Source organism: Nocardia mikamii NBRC 108933 (assembly GCF_001613505.1).
GTDB classification, from domain to species: Bacteria; Actinomycetota; Actinomycetes; order Mycobacteriales; family Mycobacteriaceae; genus Nocardia; species Nocardia mikamii.
The window spans coordinates 67,463-87,910 of record NZ_BDCM01000010.1 but is presented as its reverse complement, the minus strand read 5'-3'; the positions used below and the strand labels follow the sequence as shown (position 1 = coordinate 87,910).

The 20,448-nt window shown below is 67.7% G+C and carries 21 protein-coding genes; 9 read left to right on the top strand and 12 right to left on the bottom strand.

Annotated features, from left to right (window positions below; translation table 11 throughout):
- The first annotated feature begins 16 nt into the window (after positions 1-16).
- Together NMI01S_RS34820 and NMI01S_RS13485 are read left to right on the top strand one after the other, a co-directional pair.
- Positions 17-142, top strand: a complete 126-nt coding sequence (locus tag NMI01S_RS34820; protein ID WP_157126166.1) for a helix-turn-helix domain containing protein — start codon at positions 17-19, stop codon at positions 140-142.
- Positions 139-1,032, top strand: coding sequence for a DUF3626 domain-containing protein (locus NMI01S_RS13485; RefSeq protein WP_062997156.1), 894 nt, complete (start codon positions 139-141; stop codon positions 1,030-1,032). The genes NMI01S_RS34820 and NMI01S_RS13485 overlap by 4 nt, the downstream gene beginning before the upstream one ends.
- Positions 1,033-1,080: 48 nt before the next feature.
- Here the strand turns inward: NMI01S_RS13485 and NMI01S_RS13480 are convergent, their stop codons facing one another.
- The 10 genes from NMI01S_RS13480 to NMI01S_RS13435 form a co-directional block, all read right to left on the bottom strand.
- Positions 1,081-2,127, bottom strand: a complete 1,047-nt coding sequence (locus tag NMI01S_RS13480; RefSeq protein WP_062997153.1) for an alpha/beta hydrolase — start codon at positions 2,125-2,127, stop codon at positions 1,081-1,083.
- Between the two features lie 133 nt (positions 2,128-2,260).
- Complete coding sequence (locus NMI01S_RS13475; protein ID WP_062997151.1) at positions 2,261-3,502, bottom strand: esterase/lipase family protein; 1,242 nt, start codon at positions 3,500-3,502, stop codon at positions 2,261-2,263.
- A 705-nt stretch (positions 3,503-4,207) separates the two neighbouring features.
- Positions 4,208-4,771 (bottom strand): cupin domain-containing protein, encoded by a 564-nt coding sequence (locus tag NMI01S_RS13470; protein ID WP_084512941.1) that lies wholly within the window; start codon positions 4,769-4,771, stop codon positions 4,208-4,210.
- 105 nt (positions 4,772-4,876) lie between these two features.
- On the bottom strand, positions 4,877-5,914 hold the full coding sequence (locus NMI01S_RS13465; protein ID WP_062997452.1) for a Rieske (2Fe-2S) protein: 1,038 nt from the start codon (positions 5,912-5,914) through the stop codon (positions 4,877-4,879).
- Entirely contained in the window at positions 5,914-7,491 is a 1,578-nt protein-coding gene (locus NMI01S_RS13460) for an FAD-dependent oxidoreductase (protein ID WP_062997149.1), read from the bottom strand. Before NMI01S_RS13460 ends, NMI01S_RS13465 begins: the two co-directional genes overlap by 1 nt.
- Positions 7,488-7,808, bottom strand: a complete 321-nt coding sequence (locus NMI01S_RS13455) for a lycopene cyclase domain-containing protein (protein WP_062997450.1) — start codon at positions 7,806-7,808, stop codon at positions 7,488-7,490. Before NMI01S_RS13455 ends, NMI01S_RS13460 begins: the two co-directional genes overlap by 4 nt.
- A 2-nt stretch (positions 7,809-7,810) precedes the next feature.
- Entirely contained in the window at positions 7,811-8,152 is a 342-nt protein-coding gene (locus NMI01S_RS13450; protein WP_062997147.1) for a lycopene cyclase domain-containing protein, read from the bottom strand.
- A 9-nt stretch (positions 8,153-8,161) separates the two neighbouring features.
- Positions 8,162-9,154 carry a phytoene/squalene synthase family protein gene (locus NMI01S_RS13445; protein ID WP_062997145.1) on the bottom strand — a complete coding sequence of 331 codons (993 nt, stop codon included), beginning with the start codon at positions 9,152-9,154 and terminating at the stop codon, positions 8,162-8,164.
- A complete protein-coding gene (locus tag NMI01S_RS13440) occupies positions 9,151-10,494 on the bottom strand; it encodes a glycosyltransferase (protein ID WP_084512940.1) in 1,344 nt (447 codons plus the stop codon). The genes NMI01S_RS13445 and NMI01S_RS13440 overlap by 4 nt, the downstream gene beginning before the upstream one ends.
- A 417-nt stretch (positions 10,495-10,911) precedes the next feature.
- Entirely contained in the window at positions 10,912-12,351 is a 1,440-nt protein-coding gene (locus tag NMI01S_RS13435; protein WP_062997141.1) for an amidase, read from the bottom strand.
- A gap of 128 nt (positions 12,352-12,479) precedes the next feature.
- Here NMI01S_RS13435 and NMI01S_RS13430 point away from each other — a divergent pair, with 128 nt between their 5' ends.
- From NMI01S_RS13430 to NMI01S_RS13410, 5 genes are all read left to right on the top strand, one after another.
- Entirely contained in the window at positions 12,480-13,430 is a 951-nt protein-coding gene (locus tag NMI01S_RS13430; protein ID WP_062997139.1) for a helix-turn-helix transcriptional regulator, read from the top strand.
- A 225-nt stretch (positions 13,431-13,655) separates the two neighbouring features.
- Positions 13,656-14,135 carry a hypothetical protein gene (locus NMI01S_RS13425; protein WP_062997137.1) on the top strand — a complete coding sequence of 160 codons (480 nt, stop codon included), beginning with the start codon at positions 13,656-13,658 and terminating at the stop codon, positions 14,133-14,135.
- A 684-nt stretch (positions 14,136-14,819) separates the two neighbouring features.
- A complete protein-coding gene (locus NMI01S_RS13420) occupies positions 14,820-15,104 on the top strand; it encodes a helix-turn-helix domain-containing protein (protein ID WP_167669907.1) in 285 nt (94 codons plus the stop codon).
- A 253-nt stretch (positions 15,105-15,357) separates the two neighbouring features.
- Complete coding sequence (locus NMI01S_RS13415; protein WP_245716847.1) at positions 15,358-15,723, top strand: hypothetical protein; 366 nt, start codon at positions 15,358-15,360, stop codon at positions 15,721-15,723.
- Between the two features lie 199 nt (positions 15,724-15,922).
- The gene (locus NMI01S_RS13410; protein ID WP_084512939.1) at positions 15,923-16,897 is read left to right on the top strand and encodes a serine/threonine-protein kinase; all 975 of its coding nucleotides are present in this window, start codon (positions 15,923-15,925) and stop codon (positions 16,895-16,897) included.
- A gap of 28 nt (positions 16,898-16,925) precedes the next feature.
- Here NMI01S_RS13410 and NMI01S_RS13405 read toward each other — a convergent pair whose 3' ends face one another.
- Positions 16,926-17,183, bottom strand: coding sequence for a hypothetical protein (locus tag NMI01S_RS13405; protein ID WP_062997131.1), 258 nt, complete (start codon positions 17,181-17,183; stop codon positions 16,926-16,928).
- 125 nt (positions 17,184-17,308) lie between these two features.
- Positions 17,309-18,001 carry an NAD(P)H oxidoreductase gene (locus NMI01S_RS13400; protein WP_218021007.1) on the bottom strand — a complete coding sequence of 231 codons (693 nt, stop codon included), beginning with the start codon at positions 17,999-18,001 and terminating at the stop codon, positions 17,309-17,311.
- 127 nt (positions 18,002-18,128) lie between these two features.
- On the opposite strand from NMI01S_RS13400, the gene NMI01S_RS13395 reads away from it, so the two are divergent.
- Positions 18,129-19,064 (top strand): AraC family transcriptional regulator, encoded by a 936-nt coding sequence (locus NMI01S_RS13395; protein WP_062997129.1) that lies wholly within the window; start codon positions 18,129-18,131, stop codon positions 19,062-19,064.
- A gap of 307 nt (positions 19,065-19,371) precedes the next feature.
- Positions 19,372-20,436, top strand: coding sequence for an NAD-dependent epimerase/dehydratase family protein (locus tag NMI01S_RS13390; RefSeq protein ID WP_062997127.1), 1,065 nt, complete (start codon positions 19,372-19,374; stop codon positions 20,434-20,436).
- Positions 20,437-20,448 lie beyond the last annotated feature (12 nt).

Genomic DNA, 20,448 nt, shown 5'->3' with positions numbered 1-20,448 from the left:
GCTCGGAGGATCACGGATGGCGTTTGTCGGACCTCACGCCGAGGGACAATCGCTGCGCGACATCGCCCGCGGGGTCTGCGTCAGCCTCGCCGTGGTCCACGGCGAAGTCGACACCGCGCACGCGACCCCCTCCGCGTCGTGAGCCCTGACCCGGGAAGCATCGAGTCGCCGCAGCAGCGCGCGATCCGGCATGTTGCCGCCTCGGCGCGCGGGCCTGCGCTGGATCCCGCCCTGCGCGTCACGCTGAACTTTCATCCCGACCGCCTCGTGGCAAGGCAGCAGATCCTGGCGAAGATGGCTGACGACGGCGTCTATCTGTCACAGTTCGCCACCGGAGTCGGCAACGGCGGCTTGACCGCGTATCCGGGCGGGGATCGTTGGCGCTGGGAACATCGCATCTTCGCCGGCGCCTACGATCACGTCGCCGCCGCCGAGCGGCCCGTCTACGGCGCCTTGAACTTCCGTGACCACCCGCACGGCGGCGCGCCACGGTTCGGTTCGTCGTTCTTCCGGCTCACCGCCGAGACCCTAACGCGTACCACGTTCTGCTACCCGGACAGCTCCACCGAACCCGCCGATTTCGCTGTAGCCGAACACTTCTCGCTCATCGAACTGGCCGAAGCAGGTGGCCTCGACGTCCTCGACGGTCACATCGAGGCACACGTACACGGACCGGTCCGATTCGACCGCGACGTGGAGGCACTCGTCCTGGATCCCAGCTACCGCAACACCTCCGTAGCCCAGGCCGCGAGCCGGTTACGGTGCCGGATCGAGTGGCATCCGGGATTTCGACTCAGCGTGGACCAACTCCGCCGTCACCCCGCGTTCCGGGGGCCGCGATACGTCGAACTGGGTGCCCGGATCGCCGTCGACGGCCAACTGAACCCTCGAATCATCGGAGATGCCGCACGAACCAACCGCTACGACCCTCAGGACCTCAAAAAGGTCTGGCACTACCTAGCACGCTTCGGCCAGGTCGGTGAAGGCGCCGACCACGGCTATGGGCAGATCCACTCCGGCCGATGCTGCTGACGACCGAACCGAAAGTGCTTGCGTTCGATACCTCCCCGTTCGGGGGTGCTAGGGCTCGCCTATTCGTGCGTGGACGGCGTCAGCGATGTCTTCGGTGGCGGCGCGTGCGTCGGGATCTGCGAGCATGGTGGCGAATCCGTGTGGCAGGTTGTCGTAGCGCTCGAGCGATACCGGTACGGCGAGGTCGTCGAGTCGATGGGCCAGGGCTTCGCCTTGGTCGCGCAGGACGTCCATTCCGGCGGTGGCGATGTGCGTGTCGGGCATGAGGTTCAAATTCGGCGCGTGCAGCACACACACTCGTGGGTCGAGGGCGGTGTGCGGGTCGGGGAGGTACCAAGTCAGGGCTCGTTCGACGCAGCCGCGATCCAAGGGGACGGAGAACAGGTCGCTGGATCGGTAGCCATCCATGCTGGTGTCGACCACCGGATACAGCAACACGGCCAGAGCCGGTCGGTATCGGGAGTCCGCACCGAGATGCAGGGCGATCGCCGCTGCCAGGTTGCCGCCGGCGCTGTCGCCGCCGATCGCGATGCGGGTGCTGTCGACACTCCAGTCCGATGCGTGATCGACGGCGAAACGGTACGCGGCGAGTACATCGTCGAATGCCGCGGGGAACGGGTGTTCCGGCGCGAGCCGGTAGTCGACCGACAGCACGGTGACGCCGCCGCGCGCGGCCAGGAGCCGGGCGGGTGTGTCGAAACCGGCGGCGCTGCCCAGATGCCAGCCGCCGCCGTGCACGTAAACCAGCAGACCGCATGGTCGCTGCAGTTCTGGGGGTTCATACAGTCGCGCGCTGAGCGACCCGGCCGGACTGCTCATCGGGATGGTGGTGACAGCGACATCGGTGTGGTCGATGCCGCCGGCGATGCGTGTCAGGGCATCGAAGCGGGCTCGACTGGACGGTGACGGAGGCCGTCGGGCGAGTAGTTCGCGTTTTCCGAGGGTGGCCAACACGTGCAGGCGGGGGGAGAGTCGCTGGCCGTCGACGACGGGACGTCTGGGCGCCAGCGGCGACCACCACGCCGAGGGCATCGACAGTGCGCGGGCGCCCGCTGCCTGTATCGCGGTCGTCAGGATCCTGGTGCCGAGGCTCACGGCGTTCCTTCCGTCTCGCGCCGATGGGGGACTACTTCATCATGGATCGCAGCACGGAGGCCTACGTATTCGCCGTGCGCAGTGCCGGACGGGGTCGGCGTATCTTGCGGCCGGTGGTTCGATGTCGTTCGACTCAGCCTGAACGTAGCGACTTCTGTTCGCGCTCGCCGCACAGCCAGTGGGTCAAGGCTTCATAGACTGCCTCGTGGTTGAGCAGGGTGAAATGATTCGCCCCCGGCAGGTGCATGCCGTTGTTGTCGTCGAAACCGATGCGCCGGGCGCGATTTCGGCCCGAACCGCTCGTAGTCAGCACCAAACCGTCGCCGATGATGCGGCCCAGGGGATGGTGCGGACTGCGAGTTATGGTCGCGGTGACGAAGTAGTGATCGGCTCCCTCGAGAAGCGGGATCTCGCGGATCGCGCGGCGGTGTAACGCGTCCGCGTCCGCGTCGTCCCAGTCCTGATCGACCAGTGAACCATGGCGCAGATCGCGGATGCCCGCACTGCGGCGGCGGAGCAGTCGTCCGAAGGGGCGGGTCTCGGGTACGCGGACCAGTGCTGCGGAGAGGTAATGGACGAATTGCTCGAGCGGCGCACCCAGATGAGGTGATCCGAGGCAGACCAGCTGGCGCACGTGGCGTACCCAGGAACGCTCCTCCTCGGCGGCGTCGAAGCAGGCGCCGCGGGCGATGAGCCCACCCATCGAATGGCCCACCAGCGACACCTGTTCTACCTCGACCGGCCAGTGCTCGACGAGGCGCTGTAACAGATCGTTCAGTTGCCGGGCGTTCTCGAAGATGTGCAGACCGCTGTTGTACCGCACCTGAAGGGAGGTGCAGCCGAGGTCGGCCTCGAGTCGTTCGGCATAGGTCGGTCTGCCGCCGAGACGCCACGCGTGTTCGGTTTCCGCCAGGCCGTGCAGGAAGATTACGAGCCGACCGCTCGGGTTCGTGATGTGCTCGGCGAGCTGTTCCGGCTCCGTCGGCTCGCCGTCGGACCGAAATGTCATGGGAGTGGCGAGGATCGGTCGCTGCTGCGCGAGAGTGTCGCCGATCAAGCCCTGCAGGGCAGCGAGGAAGCCGGAGCCGAAAACAGTACGCGACGGGGCCGGTACCCCGGACCACGTTGCGGCATGTTCGGCCAGCTTGCCCGCCGACACCGCGGAACCGCTCACGAGCCGGTACATGGTGTCGGCGATGGTGTCGTGCATCAGCTGTGCCGGCCGCGCGGCGGGGCCGACCCCGAGCCGCACGGCGGTGAAGACGTGATCGGAGATGGCGCGATGCACCGTGGCGATGCCGTCGACAGCACCGCCGAGTTCATCGCCCGCCAGCCGGGCCAGCGCCTCGATCTCCGACTGTTGCCGATCGCTCACGTTTTCAGTGTACGACCGTGCACTCAAATCTGCGCGACCTGTCCGGGTTTTCGTTGCGCGACCGGGGCGGGAGTCCCGGGAGAGGAAGGACGATCGTGCACGTCGGTGGGTTGGCGTGGGCGGGGTCGAGTGCGTCGCGTACTTCGTGGATTGCTACCGGAGCCGATGTCAGCTCGTCGTGTTCGATTCCAGCTGATGGTGTCGTTCGACAAACGGTGAATCAGCACAACGGATTCGGATGTGCTGCGGTCGGCCGGCACGGTCGATCGTTGGCCCCGGGAGGCGACTGGCCGGTTCGGTCACTCGGCTTGCACGAGTCTTCCTCCGGTGTGGACAGACAGTCAGCACGGTGGTCATAGCAGGGTCAGCTCCTACGCACGGCCCGAAGGCACGACGCATCTCCGATTGTCAGTGCCGCTCTGCTTGCCGTGGGGCCCGGCGTCGGCTTCCTGCCCACCTACCTGATCGAACGAACCAGACGACGCCACGCACTTCTCACCCGCTGGGATGTTCCGCTGTGGTCTCGCCGCAGCTCCGCGGATGCGGGTCCGGCCGCAGTTTGATCTCTATGGCTGCTGCACCACGAGGGCCCGCTTTGCCGAACGGTACGGTCGCGCAGCGGATTTCATTGCGGAGAACGTCACCCGTGTTCATGGCGAGCATAGAGAACTCGTCGACTTGGCAACACTCGTCCCGTCGTCGGCTCTACCGTCCACGCTCATCTAACGCGCGGACCGAAATTGCCTGGAAACGCGGCGGCTTCGCGGATACACAGGCGTCGGCGAGCTCATTTCGCCATACCGGGCTGTCGACGTAGTGGTTGTCGTAGCGTTGCGAGCTCGCCCTGATCTCCTCGACGCTCGCCGCGCCGTGATGAATCCGTTCGAGCAGCCGGTAGTAGTCGAACCTGTGCAACCCCGGAGTGAAGACCACGAGTAGTTCGGCATCGGCCCCGGCGGCCGGGGCGAACGCATGGGGGACTGTGGGCGGCACCGTCAGGAAATCACCTCGTTCGAGACGGACGATCTTCTCGCCCAGCAGAATTCGCGCGGAGCCGTCCAGCACCAGAAACATTTCGGTCGCGGCGGTGTGAAAATGCGCCGGGGCTCCGGGGGAGCCCTTGCGCAGGGTCGCCTTGTTGGCGGTCAGCGCGCCGCCGGTCTGTCCGGCGTCGGCGAGGAGAGTGATCATGCTCAGCGCGCCATCCTGGAGGTTCTCGGCCTCATCGGCACGAACAAGGACAGGGGCGGCCTGCGCGGAAGCGGTCATCGGAACTCCGTAGGTCTCGGCGGTTGCGGCACCCGTTGGTGCCCGCTACAGAGTCGACGGAACAGACTCGCAGACTGTGACATCGCGGCGAAAGCCGCGTGATCGTCACGAGTGTGGTTGCGGTGGCCGGGGAGAGGACTTCGCTCGGCGCAGATGGTAGCGGCGCTCGGCGTAGGCGAGGTCGTCGCGCCACAGTCGCCGCATCGCGTAGTTCATGAGCGGTCGCAGCAGCGGTGTCGCCCGGCGCGCATACCGGAAACCCGGACGTTCGGAGTCGGCCACGACGGCTTCGACGACTGCGGTGCGGGGCAGGCCGTCGGAGCCGGGACCCAGTGGCGTGGCGTGGGTTTCGACGACGCTGCCCGCGCCTTCGCCGGACACGATCCGCATCACGATCGTGCGTGGGTCCGGGCTGGTGAACTCGGCCTCGACGGGTACGCCGATGCCGCGGGCTATTCGGAAGGTGACCGCCAGAACGAACCGGTGGTTGTCCGCGGTGATTCCGGTGCGCGGCGGTGTTTGTGTCACGTGCAGGCGGGCGAACGAATAGGGATGAAACCAGGCGCCGTGCCAGGGGTCGAGCCGATTGGCGACGATGTCGGCCGGTTCGCACACCCCTACCAGGCGGGTGACCGCGTGCACGGTGCAGTCGGCGGGCCGGGCGCCGAGTATCGGTGCGTCGGTCGGGGTTTCCTCACCGAGCGCGTCCAACCGCACCCAGGCCAGCACGCCGTCGTCGTGACTGGGCAACGGGCACCACCGCGCGGAGCCGTTGGCACCGACCCGCATACCGTGCCACCGGCAGATCAGCGTGGCATCGTCGACTCGCGCGGTCGCCAGGTCGGCGCCCAGATGAGGGCAGGCTCCGGGGCCCACGTGCAGTGTGTTCCGTCCGTCGCGCCACGCCACGATCTCGACCCCGCCGACGGTGGTGCCGTAGGGCCGGTCGCGGCGAATGCTGTGGCTGGCGGCGAAGACATACCAATTCCCCGAAGGCTGCTTCTGCGACCACCGCAGTACGGCGCCGATCAACGCGGGGTCCGCGTCGCGGTAGGTGGGCTGCTGCTGCGCCCATTGTTCGGCGGAGAACCGTTGCAGGGGAGAGTGTCTGGATCGCCGCGACGGGTCGGGACCGGTGCTCATCAGGATGTCCTCCCGCGCGTCGCGAGCGTGCGCAATGCCCATGACCGCCCCTGGGAGGGCACCGTATGCAAATCGTGCCCGGCCGCACCCCACCGCGCCAGCAGGGTATTGGCGGCGATCCATCCGGTCGTCGCGGCGCGTTCCATCAAGGCCACCGGAAGATCGACCCGGATACCGTCTCCCGCGAGCACGAGCCGCGGATGCGGTGTCGTCACCCCGGGTCTGCGGGCGAAGTCTCCCGGTGCGAAGCGCGGGCAGTCTTGCCGCCACAGCGTGGTTTGTCCCTCGATCCGAGCGGGGGCTGTTTCCGGGTAGATCTCGTGCAACCGCTCCAGCAGGCGCTTCTCGGTGTCGGCGCGAACGGATGTGCCGTCGCGCACGGCGTAGGCGTGCAATTCGATGACGCTCCCGCCGGTTCTCGCTGCCCACGCCGCGGCCTGCTTCTCGTATCGGTGCACGACGCTGATGTTGTCGAGCGGATCGAGATTGCCGGTGCCGAGGAAGCTCGGCCGATCCGCGCGTACCGGGCGATCGAGCCACAGCCGATGCACCGCGAACGACGGTGCGGTGGCCAATTCGGTTATGCGTGAACGCCATTCGGTATCGCCCAGGTCCGGCGACGCGGAAACGAGCCGTTTCAGCCCGCTCACGTCGGTGGCCAGTACCACGGCGTCGGTGTCCAGTGCGGCGTCGTTGTCGTCGATCACCCGGAAACCCGCACCGCGGGTTTCTATCCGCTCGATCGTCACGCCGGTATGGAACTCGGCGCGGCCAGGCCTGCCGGCCACGCCCGCCCCGCAGAGGTATTCCGCCAGGGGCGTCCACAGGCCGACATCGAAGTTGTCCCGCGCGACATCGAAGAACAGGCCTTCGCTGGAGCCGAGGAAGTAGATATGGAACATCATGGCCAGTTCCGCCGCCGACATCCGGCCGGGTTCGATGAAGAAACTGCGTGAAAACACTTCGAAGGCGAGGTGGCGGGCGGCGTCGGGAAAGTTGATCGCGCGGAGAAAGGTTTCCGCATCCAGGTGGTCGAGTCGGTCGAAAATTCTCGGCACCGAGACCGTGGCCAACGGGGCGGCCGCGCGCGGGTCCATACGCAGGAGGTCACGCAGGCGAAATGTCGGACTGCGCAGCGCGAAGGCGAGCGCGTTCCACGGTGGTGTCCGGGGGAGCCCGCGGAAGGTGTCGCGGCGGCCCCGGTCGTCGACGAGCGGATAGTCGTCCAGGCGAAGTAGACGAGTGTTACTGCGCGCCAACAGTTTACGCAGATTGTAGTACTGGGCGAAGAAGGCGTGGAACCCGCGATTCATGCCGACCGGTGTGCCGTCGTCGAGCTGCTGCGTCCAGCCGCCCACCCGGCCACCGAGGTATCGTTCGCGTTCGACCACGTCGACTCGGAATCCACGCTCGGCCAAGCCGGTGGCGGCCGCCAAACCCGCGATGCCGGCGCCCACGACGACCGCGTGTGGCGCTCGCCCTTCCTGTCCGAGATCCCGTCGGCCCGCTGCGGCCGGGTAGTGCACTCGCCGATGGTCCCGGGCTCGATCGACCGGCGCCGTCGCGTGCCGTTTCATTGTGCGGGCTCCCGTCGCCGAGCCCGTTCCCAGGCCAGCAGAACCGATGTCACCAACGCGAAACCGAACAGGAAATCCTCGACCGGGATATCCCAGGGGAATCGCAGACCGAGGATCTGGTCGGCGTCGTACCGTACGATCGGCGCGTCCAGCTTGGTCAGCCAGCCGTCCACCGGGATCTGGACGACGAGCACAATGATCATGGTCAGCCAATACGCCGGCCGGCGGAACAGTCCGGTCCGCAGCCACACATATTCCGCCGCGCACACCACCACCAGCGCGCACACCGCGGGCAGGGTGTATCCCATTCCATGCAGGGTCATTTCTCCACTTCCTTTCCGGCCCGGCCGCGCGGGCGAATGGCCAGCAGCCTTTCGACCGCGGAGAAGGTCAGCAGCCCGCACAGGGGGATGACGATGAAGAACAGCACTTCCTCGAGCGGGATCGCGCCGGGCAGCCGAACCCCGACGAGGTAGCGGGCGGAGAAATCCCAGACGCCGGCGGCGATCGCCATGAGATCCCAGACGATGAAGACCGAAGCCGGTGTCAGAGCCGCGGCAAGTCGCCGGGGCCTGCGATACACACCGGAGCCGAGGAATTCCAGTGGCGCCGTGGTGATCAGGCAGGCGGCCAGCACCAGGAAATATTGCCAACGATCCATGCCGGTTCCTCACTCCCGGCCGGGTGATTCGATGGTGGTGGAGGCCTGGCGCGAGGCTTCCGGCCACCGTGGGCCCGGACGCGACGAGCGGCGGGCCAGCCATGCCCGCACCATGCCGGCACCGCCGACGCGCGCCTTCCGGGCGGTCGTGACGGTGGCCCGACGACCGAAAACCTCGAATTCCGCCGCGGCGATCCGATCGAGAATTTCCGAATACAGCGTCAGCGCCGTGGCAACACACGGACGCGATCGCGGGGCCAGTAGCTCGATCCCGCCGCGCGCGAATTCGTATGTCTCACGGGTGATCTCGTGCTGTTCGATCAGGGCTCGCCGTACTCGTGGCTCGACCCGCCCCCTACGGCGGCACCAGGCCAGCACCTCGCGGTCGACGTCGTGAGCGGCCAATTCGTCGGCCGGTAGATAGACGCGGTTACGTGCGAGATCTTCGTCGATATCCCGCAGGAAATTGGTGAGCTGGAATGCTTTCCCGAGCGCCGCGGCGTACGGGGCCGCGGCCGTTTCCGATTCGACAGTGCCCAGGATCGGCAGCAGCTGTAACCCGATGACCTCGGCCGACCCGTACATATAACGGTCGAGAGCGGCCCGGTCCGGGTAGTCGGTGACACACAGATCCATACGCATGGAGGCCAGGAAGGCCTGAAACAGTCCGGCGGGAATCCGGTAGCTTTCGGCGGTGTGCCGCACCGCCGCGAGCACCGGGTCACCGGACAGCGCAACGTCGGCGAATTGCTGTGCCAGCGTGTCCAATTCGCTTGCACGCCGGTCAGCGGTGCGCTGTGAGTCGATCTCGTCGACGATATCGTCGGCGCGACGAGCGAAGCCGTAGAGCGCGTGGACGGCAGGGCGTTGATCGGGAGCCAGCAGCCGGGTAGCGAGGAAGAACGTCTTCCCGTGACGAGCGTTGATTTTCCGGCACAGTCGATACGATTGCCGCAGTCCGGGGTCGGAGATGCCGGCCGCGTCGAGTTCCGCGCGTGTCATGACGTGCGCCGATCGGCCGAGACATCCGCCGATGGAAGGGGCGGCCGCGAAGGGGGCCGGTGGCCGGCTACGGTGGCGAGCTGTTCGTCGATCGTCTCGAAGGCAGTCGTGCGCGCCATCGCACGCGCCAATCGGCTCGCCGCACTACGAAATCGGGGTGTCGAAAGGATCCGGTCGACGGCCTCGGCCAGAGCAGCGGAACTCGGATGCCCGGTGCCGAGATCGATGCCCGCACCGGTGTATGCCACCCGCGCCGCGACCTCGGGTTTGTCGGCCGCGTCGCCCGCGACGATCAGCGGCACACCGTGGCTCAGCGCCTGCTGCACGCCGCCGTACCCACCGTTGGTGATCATGACCGCGACATGCGGCAGCAGCCGCGCGTACGGCAGAAAGTCGGCCACGTACGTATTCGCCGCGGTGGGCCGGATCCGCGTCGGCGCGCCCCCCGTGCAGGCGACAACCACGACGTCGGTGCGCCCCGCCAGTGCGGACAAGGTCGGCTGGATCAGCTGTCCGAGATCGCTGTTGTTCCACGTCCCCTGCGTCACGAGCACGACCTTGCGCCCGTCGGACAATGCTTCATCCCACCAGCCGGGCAACGCCGCCTCCGATGGCGACCCCGCGACGGGGCCGGTGAAGACCACCGAGGGCGGCAGGTCGCGGCGGGGATATTCGAACTCAGGCACGGTGAATTGGAGCAATCGCTCAGCCAGTATCGGCCAGTCCAGCGGATATACCGGACACGGCCCCACTCCGAGCTCCCGCAGGACCGTGTCGAACGCCGACTGATCGCGGCGAAACAGGACTGTGTGGACGACCCGGTTCATCATCGTGTAGTCGCGTCCGGCCGCAGGCTGCCAGCCGATACCGAACGGTGCGCTGTCGGCGCTGCTCAGCATCAGCGGGACCACCCCGCACACCACAACCGGTGGCCGCCGCCGCTCCCCGAGCAGCAGCGGGATGGCGCCGGTGAACATGACATCGACCAGCACCACATCGGCGCGCGAGCGCGCAAGTTCGGCGGTGAGTGCGCGATATTGACCCGCGAGCGGCGCCAGAAACCCGGAACGCATCTCGGCCCGGCCGGTTCGCCAACGTCGCACCAGCCCCGGCATCCCAGCAGACGACTCCGGGACGCGCACGACCTCGGCATCTGCGGGTAACGGCACGAAGACCACATCCGACGACTGTGCCGCGGTGGCGAAGGCCGCGCCGCTGAGCATGCGGACCTGATGGCCGCGGCGCCGCAGATCGGCGGCGACAGCCAGCATCGGCGCCACATGCCCCGGAATCGGGGTAGCCGCAACAAGGTACCGGGCCACGCGGGATGTCCCTTCCATGATCTGGCGTCGTCGGTTCGAACATGTCCGGAAGTGCTGGACCGGCATTCATCGACCGCCACGAGACCAGCGTGGCGACGGGCGGATCACGCGGTGAGCGCCGCGTCGATCAAAATCGGCCAGGGACTTCCGAGACCGAGACATCTGAATCGGACTTCCCGCCCGACTCGACCCGATCATACTTCGAACGATGCAAACTCGATGCAACATCGGCCGGGCTCGGCGCCGCAGAGTAACGATTCTGACCCGATTTCCACGGCCGGCAACCGGCTGACCTGCGGCCCGGCCGACGCAACGAGCAGCACGACGGGTGCCGGGTGACGACGCGCTGTAGCGTCCGGCGGTGCGCTCCGAATCGTGCTGGGGCGCCAACGATCCCGTGCGGGCCGGCATGTATCGCGGCCCGCACGGTGCCTGCTACCGCCCGGCGTGCACGGCCGGGCGGCGGTCCGCCCATGGCATGGCGCGCTCGAGATCCCCCGCCAGCGCCAGCAGCGTGGCCTCGTCGCCGTGGCGTCCGGCGAACTGGACGCCGATCGGCAGCCCCGCCGCGGATTCGGCCAGCGGCAGGGAGATGGCGGGCATGCCGGTGACGTTGAACAGCGCGGTGAAGCTGCCGTAGTCGAAGATCCGGTCGTACCACTCGCGGGCGCTCAGCGAGGCGTCGTCGGCGTCGAGGTGACCCAGCGGGATCGGTGGCGCGCTGGTCGTGGGCGTCAGCAGCACGTCGTAGCGAGTGAGGAAGCCCGCGACCGCGCGGGTGGTCTGGTTGAACACTCGGTCGGCGGCGTAGATATCGAAGGCGGACAGCGTCTTTCCGTATTCGACGCACGCCAGCGTGGTCGCCTCCAGGTAGTCGCGGCTCGCCTCCACGCCCAGCTGCGCCGAGGCACCCAGGACGGCGTCGGCGAGGAAGCTGCACCACGTGTCGAGGTTGGCTTTGTCGAAAGCCGCCACGTCGAGCTCGGGCGCGGCCTCCTCGACGACGTGCCCCATCTCGGCCAACCGCTCGGCCACGTGGTTCACCGCCGCTACGCACTCCGGGTCGACGGCGCGACCGGCGTCCATCGGAGTCGTGGCGACGGCGATGCGCAGTGGCCGGGAACCGGCGGCGGCGTGCTCGGCGTAGCTGCGCACCGGGCCGGGCAGCAGGTAGCGGTCGCCGGGCTCGGCGCCGTGCACCGCGTCGAGCAGCCGCGCGCTGTCGCGCACGGTGCGGGTGACGGCGAATTCGATGCCGAGCCCCAGCAGCGGGTCGGCGAAGTCCGGGCCCGGTGTGGTCCGCCCACGGCTGGGCTTGAGTCCGACCACACCGCACGCGGCGGCAGGAATTCGGATCGAGCCGCCGCCGTCGTTGGCGTGCGCCATCGGCAGCGCGCCGCTGGCGACCAGCGCGGCCGAGGCGCCGCTGGAACCGCCGGGGCTGCGGTCGGTGGCCCAGGGGTTGCGGCTCGGTCCGCCGTAGGCGAGGGCTTCGGTGGTGGCATTGAACCCGAATTCCGGGCTGCGGGTGATCGCGCCGATCGCCAGGCCCGCGCGGCGGAACCGCGCCACCAGGTGGGAGTCCTCCGGATGGGTGACACCCGCACCGAACAGCCTGCTGCCGCTGCGGCTCGGCACCCCGCCCGCGTGCGCGATGAGGTCCTTGAGCGCGAACGGCACACCGGCGAACGGACCGGACTCGTCGTAGTCGAGCGGCTTGTCGAATCGCTCGCCCGCCACGGCGGCCAGTTCGGGCTCGACCGCGTCCAGGGCGGTCGCGGCGGCCGTCCGGACCTCGGCGGCGCTGACCTGACCATCGCGGATCAACTCCGCCAGACCGGTGGCGTCGTACGCGGCGTATTCGGCGACATCCATGTGTTTTGCTCCTCGTGCTTCGCGGGCAGGATGGGCGAAGGGTAGGAGCGAACATCACGGCGCGTATCGGCAGAATTGCGGAGGCGCAATCGCGGGTAAGTCGCTAGCCGCACACATACCATGACCGCATGAGCGAGTCGGCGGTGCGTGCGCGTCTCGCCGCCGCGCTCGAACTCCGGGACGCGGCGGCCGGGTCGTCCGGAGGCGAACCCCTCAAACAGCAGGCCGCCCGTCTGCTGTTCGCGTTGCGCCGGGTGGTGCCCTACGACCACGCCGCGCTGTCGATCCCGGACCCGGTGACCGGCGAGCACACCACTTACACCAACTTCGGCTACAGCACCCCGACGCTGGACCTGATCAACGACGCCATGCCGCACACGCAGTTGTACGGCGAACTCCGTGAGACCAGGCTCCCGGTGCTGTTGCACGACGTGGACCGGCGGCGACGGCGCGGCGTCGTCTTCGACGTCATCCGGCGCAACGGCTTCCGAGACGGGCTCAGCCACTGCCTCTACTCGCCGCACGGCCGCTACCTCGGCTTGCTGAACCTGAGCACCTACACCCCGCTCGACGAGCACACCCTGCCGCTGACCACCTTGATCTCCGACGCGCTCGCCGCCGCGGTCGACCCGCTGCGCCCGACCGACGGCGGCGTCCTCGCGATCGGTGCGGGGGAGGAGGCGCTGCTCATCGATCCCGACGGCACCCCCCGCCCGTTGACCGCGGGCGCCCGCGCAGACCTGGCCGCCGCCCTGATCGGTCGTGACCGGCCTGTCGCGCCGCCGGTGATGGTGATCCACGGCGCGCAGGTGCACGAGGTCCGCCTGGACGAGGTGCGCGGCGGCACCCTCATCCGGCACCGTCTCGTGCCGCCGCCCGCGGGACTCACGCTGCGAGAACTCGAGGTGCTGGAACTGCTCTCACACGGTGCGGCCAACACCGAGATCGCCCGCACCCTGCGGATCGGCGCATCGACGGTCGCCACCCACGTGGAGTCGATCCTGCGCCGCACGCAATCGTCCAACCGGACCGCCGCGGCCGTCTACGCGACGCGCCTCGGGCTGTGCCGTTGCGCGTGACCCGGTGTCCGCGATGCGCCCCTGGCCGTTGCGTTCGAAGTGAGTCGCTGCCAGGGAGGTTCGTCGGCGATGGTCAGGGTGGTCGCTGGCGTCGGCCTGGTGTGCGGGTTGACAGCGGTGGGGGGAGTCGGTCATCGAAACGGCACTCTTGCTGTCAGACATGGGGTTTCGTCACGGCCTCGATTAGCATCGCTCGGCATTCGTACTCGACGACAGGGGTGCCCCGTGACCGAACCCGTATACCTCGCCCTCGGCCTACTCACGGTCGCGCTCACCGGCTGCTCGTCGCATCCCGGCACGTCACCGACAGCAGCCCCGATATCCACGACGACGACCGCGGCCGAAGTCGGCGCACCGATCACCAGCGCGGCGGCCGACGACAGCCACGCCGGACCCGCCCACGTCCCCACGTACGTATGCGATGAGGTCATCGTCGTCCGCCCGCTGGGGTACAAGGATGGAGACACCGTCGTGGTCACCGGCCGAGGCAACTGCCAACCTACCGAAGGCACTGTCGGACCGGACAACACGATGAGAGGTCCCTGGCAGATCACCCAACGCAACACGACACCGAACACGTACCACTGCGGAAAGCAACCTCCAGCGATCATCGGTCTCGACGGCAAACCCATCGAACTGTTCACCATCTCCGGCAACATCGCGAGCGCTCCGGCCTACGTCAACGGCTACGACTGCATCCCGTAAGAGATCACACGCCGAGGAGCCATGAGCGACTACGACGCCGAGAACGCCGCCGGCACCCAGGCCGCCCAGGCGGCAGGGTGGCCGGAAATCCCTTGTGGCGCGAGGCGACGCTGCGCGAGACCAGCGCCGGCGAGTGGACCGGCTACCGACACCCACCGATTTCACCGGTCCATGCATGTGACATAAACACTCATACCGGCAGGCAAAAATCTATCGTGTCGGGTGTAGACATTCGTCGAGGGTCGTTATAGAGTCTCTGTTGTTCGAATTAATGAGTCCGAGTGGCCGGGCAGGTGAACTGCCCGGAAGAAGTAAGTTCCCCGTCCCCTTCCGGCGGATGACAGATAGACCCGGAGCAGTCGGCCGGACCTGCCGGAAGGGGACGAATCACCGAAGAATCGAATACGCAAGCACCGCAGGAAGACCGGCGAACCAGGAGGTGGTCACTGAAGAGAGGTTCATCAGTTCCGCATCCCGAAAGCATCGGATGCGGTGAGGCAGCGGCCCTGCGGGGCCGGTGAACTGACATGACATCATTCCCCCCTTCGTAGATCCAAAGGCCCTGGCGCACCGCGCCGGGGCCTGTTGGCGTTGACCCCGAGAGGCCCTGTGCAACAACCCGATTTTTCCGGCGGTCCCAGTGCCGCCGACAAACTCGATGACGACGATTACCCCGCCTACTCGATGGGACGCGCCGCGGAAATCCTCGGTGTCACCCAAGCGTTCCTGCGCAGCCTCGACGCCGCGCAACTGCTGACCCCGCAACGATCCGCCGGCGGGCACCGCCGCTACTCGCGCTACCAGCTGCGTGTCGCTGCCCGCGTGCGCGAACTCGTCGATGCCGGCAACGCCCTCGACGCCGCGTGCCGCATCGTCATCCTCGAAGACCAGCTCGCCGAGGCTCAGCGCCTCAACACCGAACTGCAACACACCCTCGACCAGCGCGACAACCCCGCCGAAACGACGTGAACGCGCCCGACACACGCACCGGCCACGGGGATGTCCTTCGTCCCTGGGCGCTGGCCCCCGTCCTCGACGTTGTGCCTCCTGGCCGCGCGGAACAGTCCGACGACGCCGGGGCGCGGAGGCAGCGGGACGCGAAATGTGTAGTCAACGCTCTCGACTGGGTGCCGACCGTGGTGTCGCTGTCGTCGTTAACGCGGCGGGACAGGCGAACCGATTGTCGAGCGACAGTGAAGCAAATCCGGGAGATGGGAAACGAATGAACAAGACGACAACCGCCGCGGCGCGGGCTGTGATCGCCGCGGCCGTGGTTTCAGGTTTCGCCACAGTGCTCGGATCCGGTGTGGCCGAAGCCGCGCCGCAGGACTGCGCGGTGTCGTGGGATCTGGTCGGAGCGACGGCGACATGCCACGACGACGGCCCGGCCGGCCGGGAGTACGCGCTGATCGTCGAGTGTTTCGGTCTGCATGGCATCCCCAACGCGTTCCCGTTGATGGCCGTCGGCCCCTACCAGGGGTCGTGGAACGGTTCCTTCGGCCCGTCCGGGCAGGGCACGGCTTCGTGCCTGGGCCCGACGAGCATCGGCACCGCTACGAACGCCTACGTGAAGATCTATCGGGATTGATCGGCTGCCGCTCTTTCGCACCGCGCCTTTCTTCTGCGGAGTTCTTGTCGGCCGCCCAACCGGCGGGTGTCAGTGCTGGGCCGGTCCGTAGTGGAGGTGGACCACCCCTCGGGGCCCGCACCACGTAGCGTCCGGCACCATGACGGCGACTCCGCACGGGTGAGAAGAACGATCCCACGCAAGCGCTTATCGTGGGACGATGCCGCTCGCGCCAGGTGATCAGTTTGCGGGATTCGTTGTGAAGGCCCGGTTGGGGCACGGCGGCAGCAGCGCGGTGTATCTGGCCGAGGATCCGGACGGGGCGCGGCCTGTGTCACTGAAGATTCTGGGGCCGGACGACAGCCGGTCGCCCGAGGCGCGCGCACGATTCGTGCACGAGTTCGAAATCCTGTCCGCGCTGCGGCACCCCGATATCGTGCGGATGTACCGACACGGTGAAACCGGCGGCAGGCTCTGGTCCGCCCACGAGTATGTCGTGGGCGCGACGGCCGCGAAGCTGGTTCGGATGCCACACCAGCGCCCGGATCTGCGGCGGGTGCTGCACGTGCTGACACATGTGGCGGCGGGATTGGATTACGCGCACGCCGAGGGGGTGGTCCATCTCGACGTGAAGCCGGCGAATGTGCTGGTCGGCGAAGATGCGGTGAAAATCTCGGACTTCGATCAGGGCCGGTGGCTGCATCGGCCCGAACCGCCCCTGGCCACCGATGGTTTCGTCGTCGTGTCGGTACCGTATGCCGCACCCGAACTACTGCGGGCGCAAGCGGTATCCCCGGCGACCGACCAGTACGCGCTGATCTGCTCAGCCATCGAGTTGTTCACCGGGCGGCCGCCGTTCTTTCGCGCGAACCTCATGGCCACCGCCCAGGCGCAACTGCACGAACCACCGCCGAAGGTCTCCGAGCGCCAACCCTGGATCCCGCCCGAAGTCGACCCGATCCTGCGCCGTTCACTCGACAAGGACCCCGACGCCCGTTACGACTCGTGCAGCGAACCCGTTCACCTGCTTACCGAGGCACTTCAGCACATCGATCCCCGCCCCCTCGCTCCCGCACTGAACCGTCTGAAAGCCGCAATCACCCGACCGCACCTGCGGGACGCCACATTCGGACGGAAACAAGGAAAGGCGAACGGGGCGCCGGCAGCATACGGTCGACGATCCGCTGCTGGGTGAGCGCGCCCATCGCGATGTCGGTTTGATCTCACGAATGGTCATCCGTGTACTCCTGATCGGCGAGTGGCCAGGTCGCGGCGCCGCCGCGGAGGTCGGCTGCGAAGCCGAGCAGCCAATCGCGCTCGGCGCGGCGCAGCGCTTGGGCGTAGGTGTGGTCGGCGAGGAAGACCGGCTCGACGTCCGAGGCTACGGCCAGCCCCGCCTCCACCTTCTCGACGATGGCGTCGATGCGCGCCGCGCGACGGGAGAGCAGTTGCGCCACTTCGCTTCCCGGTAGCGCGAACATGAAAGCCAGTGCCGTCGCGCCGGCTCACGGCGAGAGCGGCGCGGCTGAGCAATGGCTTGGGTGGCATGGCTCCCTATAGTCTGCGCGTCCGGGAAATGGATTCGGGTTGTGGATTGGCTCGCTGGTCAGATCGGAACCTGTTCGGCGGCAAGGAAATCGTCGACGAATCCCAGCGCCCGGTTTTCCAAGCCCGCATAGTGGGTCTCGCGAACCGAGCCGGTGAGCGCCTCGTCGAGCAGCAGATTGCCCGCGGCATCGACGCGCTGTCGCTTTTCCTCCGCGCCGGGCAGCAACCGCACCGACGATCGAGTGAGGCCGCAGTAGTAGGCGATCCCGTCGTTGAGTTGCGCGCTGAGCGCGTCCTGCATGGGTTCGACGATCGCCTCGTCGTCTGCCACGCCCGCCAGGCCCAGCCACAGCATCCGCTTGCCTGCGAGCCGCGGTTGGCTTCGGCCGTAGGCGAATCCGTAGTTCCACACGCGATCGATCCAGCCCTTCAGAATCGCCGGGACCTGCATCCAGTACACCGGGAACACCGCGACGATCACGTCGGCGGCGAGGATGCGTCGCATATGGTTCTCGACCTCGGGGGAGTAGACCTTCTCCCGGTTGCCCCATTCCGGGAGGTCGGCGGCGGTCATCCGCGGATCGAAGTTCTCGGCGTGCAGATTCAGCAGATCGATTCGGTAGCCGGCGGCGGTGAGGCGGCGGGTGGCCAGTTCGGCGATATGGGCGGTCAGCGACTCGGGCCGGGGGTGTGCGACGACGACCAGCGCGGTGCCGGCGGTCGCGATGTCCACGGTCGGGTTGTGCTGCACGGGGCCTCCTGAATGCGGGATGTTCGAACGCCCGGTTGTGCGTTCCGGGTTTCATTCCACACCCCGGAAGGTGGACGATCTATGGGTAAAGATCTACATCCGATAGGAGTTCGTCTACCCTCGCGGTGTGGATCCACTGAGCGCACTGTTGGCCGGTATCCGCGCCGAGGGAGCTGTGCTCACCTCCGCGGTCTTGGAACCCCCGTGGAGCATCCGGTTCGCCGACGCGGCACCGCTGACCATGGTCACCGTGCTGCGTGGTGGGGGCACCTTGCTGCTGCCGGACGGTCTCGAGCGTCGGATCACGGTGGGGGACACCGCGATCGTACGCGGCCCGGAAACCTTCGTCCTCGCCGACAGCGTGGATACCGTCGGGGTGCCGCACGAGGAATACGAGGTCTCCTGCTTCGCGCCGGACGCGAAATGCGATCCTGCGCTGAACGTCAGTGGTTGGGGGAACGACCCCGCCGCCGAGACCGCTCTGATCGTCGGCGCTTACCGGGCGTCCGGCCGACGCCATGAACGGCTGCTGCGTGCTCTGCCCCCCGTCGTGGTCGTGAACGACGACGTGGAGGTGTGCGCGTGGATGGAATCGATGGCCGCGGACGCGGCCCGGCGTCCGGCCGGAGCCCAAGCGATGATGGACCGGCTACTCGACTGGGCCTTGGTCTGCACACTGCGCGACTGGTTCGAGGGGCTGGACGCTGCCGCGCCGGGCTGGTACCGAGGGCCGGCCGATCCGGTGGTCGGCCCGGCGTTGGAAGCCATGCACGCAAAGCCGGCCGCCGGTTGGACGGTCGCGTCGCTGGCCGCCGAGGCTGGGGTGTCCCGGGCGTTGTTCGCGCGCCGGTTCTCCGAGGTCATGGGCCAGTCACCCTTGGCGTACCTCACCGAATGCCGCATGGATGAGGCGGAGGGACTACTGGCCGACCGGAATCTCACCGTGGCGCAGGTGGCGAAGGCCGTCGGCTACGCGGACGCGTTCGGTTTCAGTGCGGCGTTCAAGCGCCATCGAGGCGTGCGCCCCAGCGATTTTCGCGCCACCGCCTATCTCGGAGCCTGAAGTCTACCGCACGACCCCCGGGGATTCGGCCATCGACCTCGTTCTGCACGACCCGATCGAAGGTCGAACCAGAACAGTCGCGAGCACCGAAGATACTGCAGGACAAGCTCTTTCGTGGGCCGACGGGGTGTCCGCTGTGGAATCGGACGACGGGTTCGGCCAGAGTCGCCAACTGCTGCTACATCCCGTCGTGCGCGAGCGGGCGGTCGCGTCCTCATCCTCGGGGGCCGACGCCGAAATGTGACGGTTTGCTTACCGGTGGCGCCGCATCCCCGCCTGGGGCGCGGACCGTGGTCAGAATCTCGGTATGCGGATTCTGCTGACCGGCGCGGCCGGATTTATCGGATCTCATGTGTGGCGGGTGCTGACCGACGCGGGGCACGAGGTGGTGGCGGTCGACGCGATGCTCAGCGCGGCGCACGGCCTACAAGCTCGGCCGCCGCAGGGCGTGCATCGCGTCGATGTGCGCGATCAGGACGCCCTCGACCGTTTGCTACCGGGAATCGATGTGGTGTGCCATCAGGCCGCGGTGGTGGGTGCGGGGGTGACTGTTCAAGACGCCCCCGCTTACGCCAGTCACAACGATCTGGGAACGGCGGTGCTGCTGGCCGCGATGGACCGGTCCGGTTGCCGCCGGTTGGTGCTGGCGTCGTCGATGGTGGTGTACGGCGAAGGGCATTATCGCACAGCAGATTCCGTGGCGGTGACCCCATTGCCACGCCGGCGCGCAGACCTCGAGTGTGGTGTATTCGATCATCGCCATCCCGACACCGGTGCGCCACTGCAGTGGGCGCCCATATCCGAGGACGCGGCACTGCACCCGCGCAGCCTCTATGCCGCCAGCAAGCTCGCGCAGGAAAATTATGCCGCGGCGTGGGCCACGGCCACCGGCTCGACGGTGACCGCTCTGCGCTATCACAACGTCTATGGTCCCGAGATGCCCAGGGACACACCGTATTCCGGTGTGGCGGCGATCTTCCGGTCGGCGCTCGAGGCGGGTTCCGCGCCGCGGGTTTTCGAGGACGGCGAACAGATGCGCGACTTCGTGCACGTCGCCGATATCGCCGAGGCCAACCTGCGGGCCGTGGAACAGCCGTTGGACCGGTTCACGGCGCTGAATATCGCGTCCGGACATCCGATCAGCATCGGCGAGGTCGCCGCGATCCTCGCTCGCGCCCAGGACGGTCCGAAGCCGGTGGTGACCGGCGAGTTCCGTCCGGGCGATGTTCGCCATATCGTCGCGGGGCCGGATCGGGCACGCGAACTGCTGGGCTTCACCGCGGCGATCGATCCGATCAGGGGTCTCACCGACTTCGCCACCGCTCCGTTGCGAGCCGCCGCGGGTGCGGGGGCGCCGCAGTGGCAGCGCTGACGAGCGGTCGAC